The following is a 17,099-nucleotide window of genomic DNA, read 5'->3' as shown; positions in this document are numbered from 1 at the left end:
ATTATGAGTGATATTAATCAAAAAACTGTAGCCGTCTTATACATCGCAACAGGAAGATACACTGTTTTTTGGAAATATTTCTATGAATCTGCTGAGAAATATTTATTAAATAACTGTTTAAAGCATTATTTTGTTTTTACAGATAATTCAGAGGATATTGCTGGGGAAAGTAGGGGTAATGTTACTTGTATACAGCAAAATAAATTAGGCTGGCCTTTTGATACATTAATGCGCTTTGATATTTTTTTATCGATTAAGGATCAGCTAGAAGCATTTGATTATGTATTTTTCTTTAATGGGAATTCTGAAATAGTATCTGAAATCGTTTCAGATGATCTACTACCATTAAGAGAAGATCAAAAGTTAGTATTTGCTCATCAGCCACATATGTTTCATTTATCCAAACGTAAATTTACATATGATAGAAATCCTGAATCTTCAGCCTATATTCCAAATGGTCAAGGTCAATATTATTTTATGGGTGGGATTAATGGGGGAGAGACATCAGCATACTTAGAAATGTGTGAAAAATTAAATCAGAATATAAAATCTGATTTAGAGAAAGACGTTATTGCGCTATGGCATGATGAAAGCCATTTAAATAAATATGCATTAAACCGCGATGATGTAAAAATTTTACCACCTCTTTTTAGTCGTGGTGAGTATGAATACTGGAAAAAAACATCAAAAGTAGTATTCTTAGACAAATCACATTATCGATTTGGTGGACATGCATATTTACGTGGTGAGAGTGAGCATAAAATTAGTCAGGTAGAATGGGAAAATGCAAATACAAAACAATCAAAATTCTACAAAGTTAGATTCAAACAATTTATCAAATCTTTTCTCTTATGAAACTGATTTTGTTCGTTTAATTTATAAGCTGCATACAAAGCCTTGGCGAATTTTGTACTTTGGATTCATCCCCAAAAAATTAAGAAAGAAATATAATCTGATAGCAGACCGATCTAAACAAGCATCAGTGGCTGATGCTTGGGAGAAAATGATTAATCTATATCAAGATAATAAAATTGAACATTTTCAACTGAAACCAAAGAAGACATTTTTAGATCAAAAAATAATTTGGCAGTATTGGGCGCAAGGTGTTAATCATGGTCAGTTACCTGAAATTGTTAATTTATGCTTTAAATCAGTAGATAAATACTGTGCTGATTATAAAATTATCCGATTGGATGATAGTAATATAAATGATTATTTGGATTTGCCTGACTTTGTATATTTAAAGAAACAGAACCCTGAATTTAAACATGCTTTTTTTGCGGATTTAATTCGATTAGCATTACTTGATGTTTATGGGGGTACTTGGTTAGATGCAACTATTATGTTAACGTCTCCAATTAAAGAAAATATTGCTGATTCTGATTTTTTTATGTTTCAAAGATCATCAGAAGCTAAAAACAAACGTTATTGGTCTGAGTATAATTCTGATTACTTTGATTGGGATAGTAATCACCGTATTAATGTTCTAAATAGTTTTATTGTTGGTAAAAAAGGAAATATTGTTATACACACATGTTTAGATCTATTGTTGAATTTTTGGAAAACGCAAAATAATATTCCTCATTACTTTTTCTTCCAAATTTTATTTGATGTTTTAATCAATAAATATTTTTCAGATCAACAATCTATGATTGTAGATGATACTTTACCCCATTTATTACAATCTAAAGCTAATAATTTTTATGATCAGACTGAATTTAATAAAATTCTTAGCCTAATTAATATTCATAAAATGACATATATTGCTAATTCGCCACAGAACTCTTTTTATAATTATTTAAAAGATAATATTTAGTTTGAACTAAGGTGATCTTATGAAGTTTATGTATCGCTATACTAGATTAAGAGTATGGTTCTATAGGAAATTCTTTTCTAATATTCGTAAATTGAAATTTACGGGTAAAATATTACAAGCTACACAATTTATCGGAACTGGAGAGATTTTTGCTCAGAATGTAGAGTTAGGTGTTTTTCCATCTCCATATTTTACTAATGGAGTGGGGTATTTAGAAGCTAGAAATACTACTGCTAAAATTGAAATTTTAGATAACACCTTTATAAATAATAACTTTGTAATGATTGCTGATCGGACAAGAATTACCATTGGACGTAGATGCTTAATAGGTACTAATTTTTTCGTCACTGACTCAGATTTTCACGGCTTGGCCATTAATAATAGAACGAATGGAAATTATGAATGCTTACCAGTAGAAATTGGAGACGATGTTTTTATTGGATCTGATGTGAAAATACTGAAGGGTGTAAAGATTGGTCAAGGTGCAGTCATTGCAAATGGTGCAATTGTTGTGAAAGATGTGCCACCATTGACAATTTTTGCAGGTATACCTGCAAAATTTGTCAAGAATATTCCTGTAGATTAACTTTGTTTTGAAAAATATCTATTTTGAAGATAAATCAAATAATATTTACAACGAAGCATTAATGATTTGATAGGACTTTCTTTTCTTAGTGGCCTAATTTTTATTATTTTTTGTATGGTATAAACAGCGGACGGATATAATTTATGATCTCGATATTGCATTGCGATTTTTAACATTTCTTCATACATCATATCTTGATTTTTACTCATATTTTCGTCATGTGATCTATAATTTACAAGCGGATAAGGGATGTAGATAATTTCTTTGTCCAAGTTCGATAGACGTAATAATAGATCCCAATCTTCAATTTTTGTTTGAGGATTAAATCCACCTACCTTTTGAAGAGTTGCAGTATCTATCATTTGCGACGAAGCAGGTAAATCATGCTGATTTAAAAATATCTCACTAAAGCAAGTTTTTTTAAAACTTCTGACACGTTGGTCTATAATCTTGTTATATTTATCTATGATATTTACACCGCCAAAGCAAGCAATAGCTTCAGGATATTCACGCAAGGCCTGAATTTGTAATTCAATTTTTTCAGGTTGAATCATATCATCAGAAGCTAATGTGCAAAAATATTCTCCATTTGCCCATTTTAATGCTTCATTTAGAGTATTACATAACCCTTTATTCTCTCTATATCTAAATTCAAATCGACTAAATCTATTTGTACAAATTGAAATTAATTCTTGAATTTTTAATACAGAGTTATCTTTAGAACCATCATCTATAATAATTAGTTCAATGTTTGAATAAGATTGATCAATAACACTTTGGATACTATCTTGAACATATTGCTCATGGTTATAACAAGGAATAGCAATTGTTACTAAAGGTGGGGTAGTCATTGATGTCATGATAATTTAAATCCATTACAGACATCTACGATGAATTGAGCATCCTTTAAGCTAAGGGTGGGTCCCATAGGCAAACTCAATACTTCAGAATGAATTTTTTCTGAAATTGGAAAGCTTGAGTTGTTCCATTCCTCATAAGCTTGTTGTTTATGTGGGGGAATAGGGTAATGAATCAAAGTTTGTATACCCTGTCCAGTTAGGTGCTTTTGTAAAGCTTCACGATGTTCGGTTCGAATCACAAATAAATGCCAAACATGTTGCTTATCATCTAAAGCATTAATTTGCATTTTAGGAAGTTGAATTAAAGAATTATTAATACTTTCTAAATAAAGTGCTGCAATCTTACGACGGTGTAAAGTCTCTTGATCTAGAAATTTAAGTTTAATATCCAAGATAGCGGCTTGAATTTCATCTAAACGACTATTTACACCTTGTACAAGATTTTTATATTTTTCATGTGAACCATAATTGCGTAATGCTCTAAGCATATTGGCAAGCTCTAGATCATTCGTTGTTATTGCGCCAGCATCACCTAATGCACCAAGGTTTTTACCAGGATAAAAACTAAATCCGGATGCATGTCCCCAATTCCCAGCTTTTCTACCTTTAACTTCTGCACCATGGCTTTGAGCGGAATCCTCTAAAACTAATAAGTCATATTGATCTGCAATCTGCATAATTTCAGGCATTGCTGCAAGCTGACCATATAGGTGAACTGGTAAAATAACTTTTGTCTTCTTTGTAATAGCCGCTTCAATTTTTGTAGGATCAAGATTGAAGGTATCTGGATCAGGTTCAATAAGGACAGGTTTAAGCTGATTAGCGCTAATGGCTAAAATACTTGCAATATAAGTGTTTGAAGGAACAATAACTTCATCACCAGCTTTTAATTTACCTAACTCTTTCCAAGCTCTTAATGTCAAAATAAGAGCATCTAAACCATTGGCTACGCCGATTGCATATTTGGTTCCGCAAAATTTTGCAAAATTCAGTTCGAATTGTTCGAGTTCTTTCCCACCAATATACCAACCAGAGTCGATTACTCGAGTACAAGCCTCAATCAATTGTTCACGATATTGTTGATTAATGTTTTTTAGATCAAGAAAAGGGATCATTGCTCAATATAACCTTTAATTTTTGCTGGATTACCGACCATAATTGCATTTTCTGGAACATCCTTAGTCACTACAGCCCCTGCGCCAATTAATGCATTTGCTCCAATACGAACACCAGGTAGAATAGTAGCATTTGCTCCAATACTTGCCCCTTTTTCTACAACTGTTTTCGCGAAGCTTTCAGGATACTGTTTTGATCGTGGTTTTTTATCGTTGGTAAAAGTGACGCATGGACCAATAAACACATTATCTTCTAGGGTAATGCCATCCCAGATGTAGACACCTGATTTTATGGTGACATTGTCACCGATTTGGACATCATTCTCGATTAAGGTGTGGGCACAAATATTACATCCAGCACCAATCACTGCATTTTTTAGAATCACACTATATTGCCAAACGCGTGTATTCTGACCGATGTTGGTGCTGTGTACATCGGATAAAGGATGGATAAATGGACGATTTACAACGCTGAGAAATTCATCATAACTACGGATATAATCGCTTTCATCATAATGTTCACTTGCTAATACTAACAATACACAATCTTCTGAAAAGTCATGCATTTCGTGCCAAACAAGAGGTGGAATCCTTAACCCTTTATTGGCTTGGTCCATCCATACTTCTTGTTTTTCACTACCATTATCCATGATCATTCTGCATTTTCCCTTTATACAGAATGCAACCTGATGTAGCTCTTTATGGGCATGAAAACCGCGGGGAATATCCGGTTTTGCATCGAAAATATAGTAGATACGATTTATTTTAAAAGGAATATTTTTGCTGGCCTCGGCAACAACAAGGCCGCCACGCTCGTCACCTAAATTTGGTAAGTCAATCCAATCAATCAGTTTCATATTTCACTCACTAATGATACCAAATATTGACCATAATCATTTTTATTCATACTTTGGCCGATTTCTAGAACTTGCTCTTTGCTTAGCCAGCCATTGTTAAACGCAATTTCTTCTAGGCATGCCACTTTATAGCCTTGACGTTTTTCAATGGTTTCCACAAATTGTGCAGCTTCAAGTAAGCTTTCATGTGTACCTGTGTCGAGCCAAGCAAAGCCTCGACCAAGTAATTCAACATTTAAGTCTCCACGCTCTAGGTACATCTGATTCACGGTCGTGATTTCCAATTCACCGCGTTCTGATGGTCTAACTTGTTTTGCGATTTCCACAACATCATTGTCATAGAAATAAAGACCAGTTACAGCAAAATGTGATTTTGGCTGTTTCGGTTTTTCTTCAAGAGAAACGGCACGTTTTTGCTCATCGAACTCAACCACACCAAAACGTTCAGGGTCTTTAACTTGATATCCAAAGACGGTCGCACCCTTTTGACGAGCAACTGCTTGACGTAACATTGGTGTAAAGCCCTGACCATAAAAAATATTATCGCCAAGAACGAGGCACACATTACTTTGACCAATAAATTGTTCACCAATAATGAAGGCTTGGGCGAGGCCATCTGGGCTAGGTTGAACAGCATAACTCAGTTCAATCCCTAGTTGAGAACCGTCACCAAGTAAGCGTTTAAATCCGTCAATATCATCAGGTGTACTAATAATGAGAACTTCACGAATACCTGCCAACATTAGTACTGAAAGTGGATAGTACACCATCGGTTTATCGTAAATTGGGAGTAACTGTTTAGAAACGCCTTTGGTAATTGGGTAGAGTCGAGTACCTGAACCGCCAGCAAGAATAATACCTTTCGTCGACATTATAGATTTACCCCTAGTCTTTCACGTTGATAGCTGCCATCCTGAACGTGGCGACACCATTCTAAATTATTTAAATACCACTCAATTGTTTTACGAATACCTGTTTCAAATGTCTCCAGAGGTTTCCAGCCAAGTTCATTTTCTATTTTTGAGGCATCAATTGCATAACGTAAATCGTGTCCTGGACGGTCTTTTACAAAAGTAATTAAGTTTTCATAAGGTTGAGCATTATTTTGTGGTCTTAATTGATCCAGAATTCTGCAAATGGTTTTCACTACTTCAATATTCTGTTTTTCATTATGCCCACCGATATTGTAAGTTTCTCCAACCGTACCTTGAGTGACAACTTGATATAAGGCTCTTGCATGATCTTCAACGAATAACCAATCACGGATTTGATTACCAGCTCCATAGATAGGGAGTGCTTTACTATCTAAGGCATTCAGAATCACTAAAGGAATTAATTTCTCAGGAAAGTGATATGGACCATAATTATTAGAGCAATTTGTTACAATAGTTGGTAGACCATAGGTCCTTTGCCAAGCCCGAACCAAATGGTCGGAACTCGCTTTACTGGCTGAATAAGGTGAGCTTGGTGCATATGGTGTTGTTTCAGTAAATAAATCCGTAGTCCCGTCCAAATCACCATAAACCTCATCTGTTGAAATATGGTGAAAGCGAAAATTTACTTTTTTAATTTCGTCTAATCGCTGCCAATATTTACGTGCTGCTTCTAATAAGGTGTATGTGCCAACAATATTGGTTTGAATAAATGTACTTGGCCCATCTATAGAACGGTCAACATGTGACTCGGCAGCTAAGTGCATGATTGCATCAGGTTGAAACTGTTCAAAAATCTGTTCTAGTTTTGAAGCATCACAAATATCAACTTGTTGAAATTGATAGCGTGGATTCTGATCAATTTCTTTTAGTGATTCTAGATTACCTGCATATGTAAGTTTGTCTATATTAAGAACTTCATCATTTGTATTTTTAATAATGTGACGTATGACACTTGAACCAATAAACCCAGCCCCACCTGTAACTATAATCCGCATAAAATATTTTCCTTCAATAATTTAAATGGTTAAATTCATAAATTATTTAAAAAGTTAATTTCTAAAATTTATCTTGTTTATCGATAAAATAAAAAATAGTCACTCATAAAACATCATATGATCAGCCCCTCTAAACCGTTTATATCCCCACATATATTCCGTAGGAAAGCGGTTGATCATCTGTTCAACGGCTTTATTCAGTGCTGTAGTTGCTACTTCAATATCTTTGTCATAAAGCTCAGGATCATTCAGATCATCGCAATACACCTCAAATCCTTCACCGTCCTCACGACGGAAACAGCTTAATCCCACCAGACGGCATTGAGTTTTTTGCGCCATTTTGCTTGCAAGTGTACTGGTTAAACAGGGAATTCCAAAAAAAGGAACCACGACACCACCAGAGGGTTGCGGAACATGATCTGGCAGAATTACACTGAAACCACCTTGTTTGAGGTTTTTGAATAATGCTTTAACGCCATTAGCATCAGTTGGAACTAGTGTCGCGTTTAACCGTTGACGAGCATGTAAAGCAAAAGCATTAAATCCTGAGTCTTTCATGGGTTTATACATAATGGTAGGAATACCATATTGGTGTACCCATGCATTCATCATTTCCCATGTACCGAGATGAGGGGTAATAATTAAAGCACCTCGGGGATCATTTAATGCATTTGTTAGTACATCTAAATGATGAACCATCTTTATTTGCTGGATACTCCATTCGGGAGGCATTGCCCAGCATTTCCCAGATTCGATATAACTTAAACATTGCTTCGTTACGCTTTCTTTAGCAAGCTTTTCACGCTCACTCTCAGGAATATCTGGATAAGCAAGACTTAGATTTACCCGTGTTTTCCAAAGCATACTTTTATCAGGGTTTTGATTGATAAAGTAGGCAGCCACTTTTGCAATACTACGCAAAAATGTTAGAGGGAGAATACGAAGTAAAGTACTGTAAAATGACATCGCAATTAATCTTGCTTATCTGTATTGCCTTTGAGCACCATATAAATTAGTGCTACAAAAATCAATAACGCACCTACAAGACTACTGACGCAGAAATATAAAATACGTTGATTGGTGGTCATATTGAAAAGTTCATTTGCCAAGATGTAACGCATAAAAAACCATTGAGCAAGTGAAAACACAATAATCACAATTGTGTGTCGACGTACATCAGGACGCATTGCCATAAGACTGACCTCTCAATAAAAAAGCAGCTTATTATGCCATTACGCTGCATGATCGCAAAGTAAAACCATGTAATATAAAAAAACCCTGCATTAAGCAGGGTCTTATTCAGCAATCAATTGAAAAAATTACTTTTCTTCAGCTTTTGCTTTTTCGCGTAAACGAATACCAAGGTCACGTAATTGATTCGCTTCAACAGGCGCTGGTGCTTGAGTTAATGGACATTCAGCAGTCTTAGTTTTCGGGAATGCAATCACATCACGAATAGAAGAAGCACCTGTCATGAGCATGATCAAGCGGTCAAGACCAAATGCCAAACCACCGTGTGGAGGCGCACCATAACGTAATGCATTCAATAAGAAGCTGAATTTTTCTTCTGCTTCTTCTTCACCAATACCTAAAGCTTCAAAAATCGCTTTTTGCATCTCTAAGGTATAAATACGCAGTGATCCACCACCGATCTCAGTACCATTGAGTACCATATCGTATGCAACAGACAACGCTGCACCTGGATTGCTCTTCACTTCTTCAACACTTGATTTTGGTAGTGTGAATGGGTGATGCACAGAAGTCCATTTGCCATCATCTGTTTCTTCGAACATTGGGAAATCAACAACCCAAAGTGGTGCCCACTCGCAAGTTGAAAGATTCAAGTCATGACCGATTTTCACACGAAGTGCGCCCATCGCATCATTTACAACTTTTGCTTTATCCGCACCGAAGAATACGATGTCGCCATTTTCAGCACCAACACGTTTTAATAAATCGAGTACGATTGGTTCGATGAATTTAACGATTGGAGATTGAAGACCTTCGATGCCTTTCTCAAGTTCATTGACTTTGATGTAAGCCAAGCCTTTAGCACCGTAGATGCCTACGAATTTGGTGTATTCGTCAATCGCACTACGTGGTAATGAACCAGCACCTGGTACACGTAAAGCGACAATACGACCTTTAGGATCTTTTGCAGGACCTGCGAAAACTTTGAACTCAACGTCTTGCATTAAGTCTGCAACGTCAACCAATTTCAATGGAATACGCATATCTGGTTTATCAGAAGCATAATCACGCATTGCGTCGGCATAAGTCATACGTTCGAATTTATCGAATTTTACATTCAATAATTCGTTGAACATTTTAACTGTTAAGCCTTCCATTAAATCCATGATGTCATCGTCACTCATGAACGATGTTTCAACGTCGATTTGGGTAAATTCAGGCTGACGATCTGCACGTAGATCTTCGTCACGGAAACATTTCGCGATTTGGTAATAACGATCGATACCACCGACCATCAACAACTGTTTGAACAATTGTGGTGATTGTGGAAGCGCGTAAAAGCTACCATTTGAAACACGACTTGGGACTAAATAGTCACGTGCGCCCTCAGGAGTTGCACGAGTCAAGATCGGTGTTTCAACATCGAGGAAACCGTGATCTTCAAAGTAGTTACGAATCAAGTTTGTAACTTTAGAACGGAAGCGTAAGCGATCTAACATTTCTGGACGACGAATGTCCAAGAAACGGTATTTCAAACGAATTTCTTCAGAAATATTGGTGTTTTCGTCATTCAATGGGAATGGAGGTGTTTCAGAAGCAGCTAAAACTTCGATTTCTTTTGCCAAAACTTCGATTTGACCACTCACCATGTTGGCATTTTCAGTACCTTCATAGCGACGACGTACACGACCTGTAATTTTTAACACAAATTCAGAGCGTGCTTTATCCGCAGTTGAGAAAGCTTCTGGTGTATCAGGATCAATGACGACTTGAACTAAACCATCACGGTCACGCATATCAAGGAAAATTACACCACCATGGTCACGGCGACGATGAACCCATCCGCATAAAGTCACTGTTTGATCGATTTGGGCTTCAGTTAAAGAGCCACAGTAATGAGTGCGCATCATATTGAATTATTTATCCAAACTATATTGGCTAGAAGGTGAATGCGTAAACAGCGCATCACCAATGAAGGGGAGATTATGCCTTGTTGAACATATTGTCTCAAGTCTTAATCATTTCAACAGAATTTTAAAGCGACGCTTTTTTAAAAAAATGATCTTGTTTGACCTTTTCGATCAAATAATAGTAGCAACAGACATGCCGCTGTAAAAACACAAAGTGCTGTTTGAGTAAATTCGTTAATTGATTTACCAATAAAAAAATACCGTTCGGTGTACCAGAGTTCTGATGAAATATGACGACTATAGTCCCAAATCGACAAAAATCCAGCAACTGTTGAAATGATTAAGCTTGTCGTGATAAATCCTTTAATCTTAATCGGTACAGGTTGAGCTAGTTTATGTTTGATGTAATAGCGTTTGCACATCCATAAGATAAAAGGTAAGGCGAGAATAGATGAAGCAATCTGCAAAATAAAATGTAATGGATAATGCAAACCAAAGAGAGAAATATCTTGTGCGAGTAAATCTTTAAAAGCGAAGGTTCGAAAGTCCAGATGGGTTAATCCATCCCAGATTAAATGTGTCGCTGTACCCAAAATAATCGCAAAGCAATTCATAAGAATAAAGCCCACAGCATCATCAAAATTGCTGATCTTTATGGGGTCTTTTATACCCAGAAAGCGATAACTGACAGGTCGATAAATGAGATACCACAAGAGACAAAAGAATAATCCAATCGGAAGATTGGGGAGTAATATGCCAGACCACTGATGTGTTAATGCAATTGTTTCTTGAGTAAATAAACGATGCAGGTCTGGGGTCATACAGCCGATTGCAAGCGCTGCGACAGGCAAATGACCTTTACTCAATTTTGATAGAGGTGGTGCAAGAACAGCGTGAGAAAGAGTAAATGGCATATTCTTGGAGCGTTATAAACATTGAATAATGGATCCGCAGTGTAGCAAATGTTTTTTGTGGTTATGTTTTTTATTGCAAAATAAATGAAATGTTATAATATAACAAAATATATTTAAGCTGATCTGAGACACGGCATGTCATTTTCTAAAAATATTTTGACTTTATCTATTTTAGCAATAGCCAGTACTACCACCTTTGCAGAAGAGGAAGCAAAGGTTCAACAACTTGCTACGATTGAAATTAAAGCGCACCCTTTAGAGCGAAATGCAGCCGATTTTGCTGTCGCAGATCATGTGGTTGAGCAAAAAGAGTTAACTGAAAAAAGTGTAACATTAGGTGATGCCTTAGCTGGTGAGATGGGGATACATACCAATCAGTTTGGCGCAGGTTCAAGTCGTCCAGTGATTCGAGGACAAGATGGTGCTCGAGTCAAAGTGTTGCAAAATGCCTCTGAAAATATTGATGTTTCAACCTTATCGCCTGACCATGCGGTCACGGTTGATCCATTATTAGCAAAGAAAATAGAAGTTATTCAAGGACCATCTACTTTACTGTACGGTGCTGGTACTGTAGGTGGTTTGGTCAATGTCACAGACAGCAAAATTCCGACACAGATGCCAGAAAATGGTTATGAGGGGAATGTTGGACTCCGTTATAACACGGGTAGTGATGAAAAATTAGCAAGCGCGGGTGTTACCGTTGGTTTAGGTGATCAAGTTGCATTACGTGTTGAGGGCTTAAAGCGTGAAGCCAATGATTATATTGCACCTGATTATTTCCATGAAGGCGAAAAAGAACGTCGAGTCGATAATACTTTTGCCAAAGGCCAGACCGTAAATGTCGGTTTGTCATGGATTTATGATCGTGGCTTTACGGGTATTTCATATAGCAATCGTCAGGATCAATACGGCTTGCCAGGACATAGCCATGAATATGAAAGCTGCCATTTACATGGTCTGAGTTTACATTGTGGTGATCACGATCCAACTGATGGGCATGATCATGACCATGAAGAACATGCACACGATGCAGGCCCGTGGGTTGACCTGAAATCTGAACGTTATGACTTGCGTACCGAACTGGATGATCCATTTGCAGGCTTTAAAAAATTACGCGCACAAGCGAGTTATACAGATTATCAACAAGATGAGATCGAAGAAGAGACCATCGCGACTCGTTTTAAAAATAAAGGTTATGATGGACGCTTAGAGTTAGTACATAACCCGCTGGGTGCATGGGAAGGGGTCATTGGTACACAATATGGGCAACAAAAATTAAAACTTACAGGTGAAGAAGCCTTTTTAGCGCCAAATACCACTAAAAAATGGAGTGTGTTCGCATTAGAACATGCACAACTTAATGATGTTCATGTTGAATTAGCTGCTCGCGCAGAACAGCAAAAAATTAATATTGATGATGCAACGAAAAAAGATTTCGACGGTTCGGCTTTTTCTGTTTCTGGTGCCGCCAATTGGGAGTTTGCACCAAACTACAAACTCTCGTTTGTTACTTCGCATCAAGAACGTTTACCTTTAGCACAAGAGTTATATGCTAATGGTGGGCATTTCGCCACCAATACCTATGAACTAGGGAATGATCAGCTTAAAAAAGAGCAGTCAAATAATGTCGAACTTGGTTTTCATTACGATGATAACAAGTTCGATTACCATGTACATGTCTACCATAACTGGTTTGACGACTACATCTATGCCCAAACTTTAGGTCGTTATAAAGATTTCCGTTTGGTTCAGTATGCGCAAGATAAAGCCAAGTTCTACGGTGCTGAAGTGGAAGTGGTTTATCAACTCTCTTCAATTTATAAACTCAGTGCATTTGGTGATTATGTTCGTGGCAAGATCGATAATGAAAATGCACCACGTGTACCCGCAGGTCGTTTGGGTACAAAAGTGAATGCAGACTTTGGTGATGGTTTTAGCGGTTCAGTTGAGTATTATCATGTATTCCAACAAGATAAGATCGCAGCTTATGAAACCGATACACAAAGTTATAATATGTTAAATTTGGGTGTGGCGTATTCAGGTAATTATGGCAATGTCGGTGATTACCGTGTATTCCTAAATGCTAATAATTTGTTGGATAATCAGGTTTATCAACATGCATCATTCTTATCAACCATTCCACAAGTTGGACGTAATTTTAGCGTTGGTGTGAACTTTAGTTTCTAATTTGTCACTCAAATCTTATTGAAAAATCAAAGTATAAGCTCTAGCCTTAGTCCATTAGGCTAGGGCTTTTTCTGTTTATATGCGCATCTTCCAAAGAATTCATCAAAAATTAAACTGGTCAGGTCGACGTTACATGGCAGTCATATTGAGTATTTTTGCGATTGGGTATATTGCTTCGGCAATTTATCACACTGTAAAACCACTCCCAAAAGGACTGGATTTTACGGGACAACTTCGTCATGCCAATGTGAAATTTTTAGCGGATCAAACTTATATTGATATACAAGGTCAGCAACAAGTTGATCAGCATATTTTCAAAGAAGTATTCCAACTGATTGATCAAGCACAAACCACGATCGTGCTAGATATGTTTCTATTTAATCAGGAAGTTGGTGAATCAAAGGTAAAGCAATTTTCATTGATGCAACAACTCACTGATGCGTTAATTCTGAAACGTAAACTTTACCCCGCAATTCAAATCGTTGTGATTACAGATCCAATTAACTCGGTTTATGGTGGAATAACGCCTCAACACTATCGTCAGCTTCGTCAAGCAGGCGTAGATGTGATAGAAACAGATTTAAAACCTTTGCGTGCTTCAAATCCATTGTGGTCGGGTTTTTGGTATATCTGTTGTCAAAATTTAGGCAATAATCCTGAAGGTGGTTGGTTAAGTAATCCCTTTGGGAAGGATAAAGTGACCTTACGTAGTTATTTAGAATTGTTAAATTTTAAAGCCAATCACCGTAAAACCTTAGTGGTCGATACGGCTCAAGGCTGGAAGAGTTTAGTGACCTCAGCCAATCCACATGATGGCAGCTCACATCATAGTAATGTCGCACTGGTCGTGGATGGCCCAACCGCGATTGATGTATTACAAACTGAGCAAACCGTCGCGAATATGTCACAAGGTTCAAGCCCTTTTGTGATTATGGGTGGGCTGGTGGAAGATAAGCGCTTGCCACAGGTGCAGCTACTGACTGAAAAAGCCATTTATGATGCGGTGTTGAAGATGATTCAATCTGCAAAAAGTGAAGAGCATTTGGACATGGCTATATTCTATCTGTCTGAGCGAAATATTATTGAGGCGTTAAAACAGGCTAAACAGCGTGGTGTAAATATCCGTATCATGCTTGATCCAAATAAAGATGCATTTGGTCGTCAAAAGAATGGTATTCCAAATCGCCCAGTGGCTTCAGAACTGAATGCTGTAGGCATTCCAATTCGTTGGTGTGATACCCATGGTGAACAATGCCATAGTAAAATGCTACTCAAATATAACGCTCAGCAAGCTGAGATTATTTTAGGTTCAGCGAACTTCACGGCACGAAATCTTAAAAACTATAATCTTGAGACAGACATGCGCGTTTTAGGTTCAGCACAAGCACAGGTCTTTAAAGATGCAGGACAGTATTTTGATGCTGCTTGGAGTAATGCGAATGGTCGTCAGATCACGGTTGATTATGCAAAATATGCTGATGAATCAAAAGTGAAATACTGGCTCTATCGTTTTATGGAGTGGTCGGGCTTATCGACTTTCTAAAAGAAAGAGGCTTTAAGCCTCTTTTTTTATTGCGGATTGGGTGGAATTAATTGATCTAGGTCCTTATCAGCCAATTGATCTAATTCACTTAAATCCATTTTGATTTTCCACTGGCTTTCATCTTCCACAGGCGTTGGAAGTCGTGCTTCCAGCCAGTCACACACTACATCAGGACTAAACTCAGCATGATTACACTGGATTACCCAAGCCAGAAAATCTTTGGCTTCACCATTCATGTAGGGTGGCGGTGAAACAGGAAAGAACTGGGTTGGCAGGCGTTCATTGGTGGATAAATAATTCAGTACATGCCCAAGTTCCTGAACGGTTTGCCATGCCAAAGGATGCTCAACATCAATATTGAACTTAAACCACCATGCATGTTGACCATCTGTGCCATGTGCAACGATGCGAGCTTCCTGCACACTTGGAACTTTACAGAAAAATTGATAGAGACGATCAAAATTCATTTCAGACACTGACATTGCCCCAAAACTGAAAAATGGATTCTAGCATATTCTTAATCTGAGCAAGAAAATCCCTCCTTATTTCATCCTTGATTTGCCCTGAATGGTATCGAATGGTAACAGTCATTGCTGGTTTTTTACTCTAAAATAGAAATTAGGATTTGATGATGGGAGAGGGTAATGTTGCGATCTAAATACGATGTTTATGCTTTTATCACTGTGTTGAGCTGTCTCCCCGTAATGGTCTACGCCGATAATGCCTGGAGCGGCTATAGTGGGGTGGAGCGCCGTTCCTCGCATCAGGCTTCGCCATCTTATCAGCAGCCTGCACAAGACCCATTTGCCTTTTCAAATCAGCGCTATACCCCCACTGCGCCACCAAAAGGCTATTATTATCAGCCCTATCAAAATAATAACCACTCTTACCCCAACCATCGACCAAGCGTTCGGATTGAATACTATCCAGAAACACAATATGAGGGTAGTTATCGCCGTGAGTCTTTCGTGGTGGGGAATGAGCTGCCTGATGCGTTCCGTAGTGAGCGTTATGTGGTTCGAGATTGGGATTCATATTCATTGCGTGAACCACCAAGAGGTAGGCACTGGGTGATGGTCGATGGTCGTTATCTTTTGGTGACTGATGATAATTTCACCATTGAAATTATTCGCTGATTTTAAATGTTTTTTTGAATTTTATTCAAAATTTAAATCTCCATAATTTCTTGGTTTTCATTACAAAGTTTTGCAATGTCGCTGGATTTGTTCATGGTTTCTCCTTGAGTTTCTCTTAATCTGGATTCAGGTCAAACAGAGGATCAAACAATGAAAAAGACAGCAATATTACTTGTATCAACCTTAATGCTTGGTGTTTCTGCATCTGCGATGGCAGATTCCAATCGTTGGAACAATCATCACGATCATAAAGATCGTTACGATCATCGCTATGACCGCCATGATCATCGTGAAGCCCGCTGGTCAAATGGTGATCGTGGTAACCACTATGGTCAACGCATAAATCTTAAACGTGGTGAACGTTTACCTTCAGAGTTCCGTAGCAACCGATATATGATTTCCAACTATCGTATGCACCGTTTATATGAACCACCACGTGGTTATCACTGGATGCAGGTACAGGGCAAATATGTATTGGTTGATTCGAAATATCGTGTGTTCCGAGTTGCATAAAATACCTAAGAAAAAGCAGGCGAAATGCCTGCTTTTTTTATTTATGCAAGTTCGTCATCTTGTGGTCGTGGTGTCTTATTTGCAGGAAGTTGTTGTTCATGATCTTTACCACGAATCACCGATGGATAGTTCCACGAAGCAAAACGCACCACTAAAATGGCTAGGGCGAGGATTAAAATAGAACCCGTAATAATCACCTGATCCATTGAGGCTTTATGATTATGTTGAATATCTGCAATCAAGAGGCGAGTAAGTGCAGTGATTGCCACATAAATCAAAAAACGCACGGGCATGTGATTGGTCTTGAAATAAATCCCAACCATCGCGCCCAGTTCAAGATAGATAAATAACAGCAGAATATCGTCAATGCTTGCGTATTGCTTAACGGTCAAAATTTCAATCACCGTGTGCACGGCTGACCATGCGATCATACAGCCGATAATAAACAGCGCCAGATAATGAAATGCTTCAACTGCATAGTGACCTAAACGGTCGAATAGACGTTGCAGGTCTTCAAGTTTCTCTTTTGAACTAGACATGG

The 17,099-nt window shown here is 37.6% G+C and carries 18 protein-coding genes; 7 read left to right on the top strand and 11 right to left on the bottom strand.

Annotated features, from left to right (window positions below; translation table 11 throughout):
* Positions 1-3 precede the first annotated feature (3 nt).
* From F908_RS12040 to F908_RS16465, 3 genes are read left to right on the top strand one after another with little or no spacing between them, the layout of a single operon-like run.
* Entirely contained in the window at positions 4-855 is an 852-nt protein-coding gene (locus tag F908_RS12040; RefSeq protein WP_005162248.1) for a family 6 glucosyltransferase, read from the top strand.
* On the top strand, positions 785-1,816 hold the full coding sequence (locus tag F908_RS12035; protein WP_034602764.1) for a capsular polysaccharide synthesis protein: 1,032 nt from the start codon (positions 785-787) through the stop codon (positions 1,814-1,816). The genes F908_RS12040 and F908_RS12035 overlap by 71 nt, the downstream gene beginning before the upstream one ends.
* Before the next feature lie 19 nt (positions 1,817-1,835).
* The gene (locus F908_RS16465) at positions 1,836-2,402 is read left to right on the top strand and encodes an acyltransferase (protein ID WP_005162245.1); all 567 of its coding nucleotides are present in this window, start codon (positions 1,836-1,838) and stop codon (positions 2,400-2,402) included.
* On the opposite strand, the gene F908_RS12025 is transcribed toward F908_RS16465, so the two are convergent.
* From F908_RS12025 to F908_RS11980, 9 genes are all read right to left on the bottom strand, one after another.
* The gene (locus F908_RS12025; protein ID WP_005162243.1) at positions 2,399-3,262 is read right to left on the bottom strand and encodes a glycosyltransferase family 2 protein; all 864 of its coding nucleotides are present in this window, start codon (positions 3,260-3,262) and stop codon (positions 2,399-2,401) included. The genes F908_RS16465 and F908_RS12025 overlap by 4 nt on opposite strands.
* Complete coding sequence (locus F908_RS12020; RefSeq protein WP_005162241.1) at positions 3,259-4,377, bottom strand: DegT/DnrJ/EryC1/StrS family aminotransferase; 1,119 nt, start codon at positions 4,375-4,377, stop codon at positions 3,259-3,261. Before F908_RS12020 ends, F908_RS12025 begins: the two co-directional genes overlap by 4 nt.
* On the bottom strand, positions 4,374-5,234 hold the full coding sequence (locus tag F908_RS15730) for a WxcM-like domain-containing protein (RefSeq protein WP_005162238.1): 861 nt from the start codon (positions 5,232-5,234) through the stop codon (positions 4,374-4,376). Before F908_RS15730 ends, F908_RS12020 begins: the two co-directional genes overlap by 4 nt.
* A complete protein-coding gene (gene rfbA, locus F908_RS12005; protein WP_005162236.1) occupies positions 5,231-6,106 on the bottom strand; it encodes a glucose-1-phosphate thymidylyltransferase RfbA in 876 nt (291 codons plus the stop codon). The genes F908_RS15730 and rfbA overlap by 4 nt, the downstream gene beginning before the upstream one ends.
* Entirely contained in the window at positions 6,106-7,164 is a 1,059-nt protein-coding gene (gene rfbB / locus F908_RS12000) for a dTDP-glucose 4,6-dehydratase (RefSeq protein WP_005162230.1), read from the bottom strand. Before rfbB ends, rfbA begins: the two co-directional genes overlap by 1 nt.
* A 99-nt stretch (positions 7,165-7,263) precedes the next feature.
* Positions 7,264-8,130: a lysophospholipid acyltransferase family protein gene (locus tag F908_RS11995; RefSeq protein ID WP_005162228.1), complete on the bottom strand. Its 867-nt coding sequence runs from the start codon at positions 8,128-8,130 to the stop codon at positions 7,264-7,266.
* 5 nt (positions 8,131-8,135) lie between these two features.
* Positions 8,136-8,357: a hypothetical protein gene (locus F908_RS11990; RefSeq protein ID WP_004664817.1), complete on the bottom strand. Its 222-nt coding sequence runs from the start codon at positions 8,355-8,357 to the stop codon at positions 8,136-8,138.
* A 126-nt stretch (positions 8,358-8,483) separates the two neighbouring features.
* The gene (gene aspS / locus F908_RS11985) at positions 8,484-10,265 is read right to left on the bottom strand and encodes an aspartate--tRNA ligase (RefSeq protein WP_005162225.1); all 1,782 of its coding nucleotides are present in this window, start codon (positions 10,263-10,265) and stop codon (positions 8,484-8,486) included.
* 140 nt (positions 10,266-10,405) lie between these two features.
* On the bottom strand, positions 10,406-11,179 hold the full coding sequence (locus tag F908_RS11980) for a DUF4184 family protein (RefSeq protein WP_005162218.1): 774 nt from the start codon (positions 11,177-11,179) through the stop codon (positions 10,406-10,408).
* A 135-nt stretch (positions 11,180-11,314) separates the two neighbouring features.
* Between F908_RS11980 and znuD the strand changes: the two genes are divergently transcribed.
* Positions 11,315-13,366 (top strand): zinc piracy TonB-dependent receptor ZnuD, encoded by a 2,052-nt coding sequence (gene znuD, locus F908_RS11975; protein ID WP_005162215.1) that lies wholly within the window; start codon positions 11,315-11,317, stop codon positions 13,364-13,366.
* Between the two features lie 79 nt (positions 13,367-13,445).
* Positions 13,446-14,909: a phospholipase D family protein gene (locus F908_RS11970; protein WP_171063568.1), complete on the top strand. Its 1,464-nt coding sequence runs from the start codon at positions 13,446-13,448 to the stop codon at positions 14,907-14,909.
* A 26-nt stretch (positions 14,910-14,935) separates the two neighbouring features.
* Here the strand turns inward: F908_RS11970 and F908_RS11965 are convergent, their stop codons facing one another.
* Positions 14,936-15,385: a hypothetical protein gene (locus F908_RS11965; protein ID WP_171063567.1), complete on the bottom strand. Its 450-nt coding sequence runs from the start codon at positions 15,383-15,385 to the stop codon at positions 14,936-14,938.
* 168 nt (positions 15,386-15,553) lie between these two features.
* On the opposite strand from F908_RS11965, the gene F908_RS11960 reads away from it, so the two are divergent.
* Both F908_RS11960 and F908_RS11955 read left to right on the top strand, forming a co-directional pair.
* Positions 15,554-16,045 carry an RcnB family protein gene (locus F908_RS11960; protein WP_005162206.1) on the top strand — a complete coding sequence of 164 codons (492 nt, stop codon included), beginning with the start codon at positions 15,554-15,556 and terminating at the stop codon, positions 16,043-16,045.
* 150 nt (positions 16,046-16,195) lie between these two features.
* Positions 16,196-16,558, top strand: a complete 363-nt coding sequence (locus F908_RS11955; RefSeq protein WP_005162203.1) for an RcnB family protein — start codon at positions 16,196-16,198, stop codon at positions 16,556-16,558.
* 41 nt (positions 16,559-16,599) lie between these two features.
* On the opposite strand, the gene F908_RS11950 is transcribed toward F908_RS11955, so the two are convergent.
* A complete protein-coding gene (locus F908_RS11950) occupies positions 16,600-17,097 on the bottom strand; it encodes a phosphate-starvation-inducible protein PsiE (protein ID WP_005162200.1) in 498 nt (165 codons plus the stop codon).
* Positions 17,098-17,099 lie beyond the last annotated feature (2 nt).

This window comes from Acinetobacter sp. NIPH 284 (assembly GCF_000369425.1).
Classification (GTDB): Bacteria; Pseudomonadota; Gammaproteobacteria; order Pseudomonadales; family Moraxellaceae; genus Acinetobacter.
The sequence above is the reverse complement of the archived record's forward strand: the minus strand, read 5'-3'. Positions and strand labels throughout refer to the sequence as shown.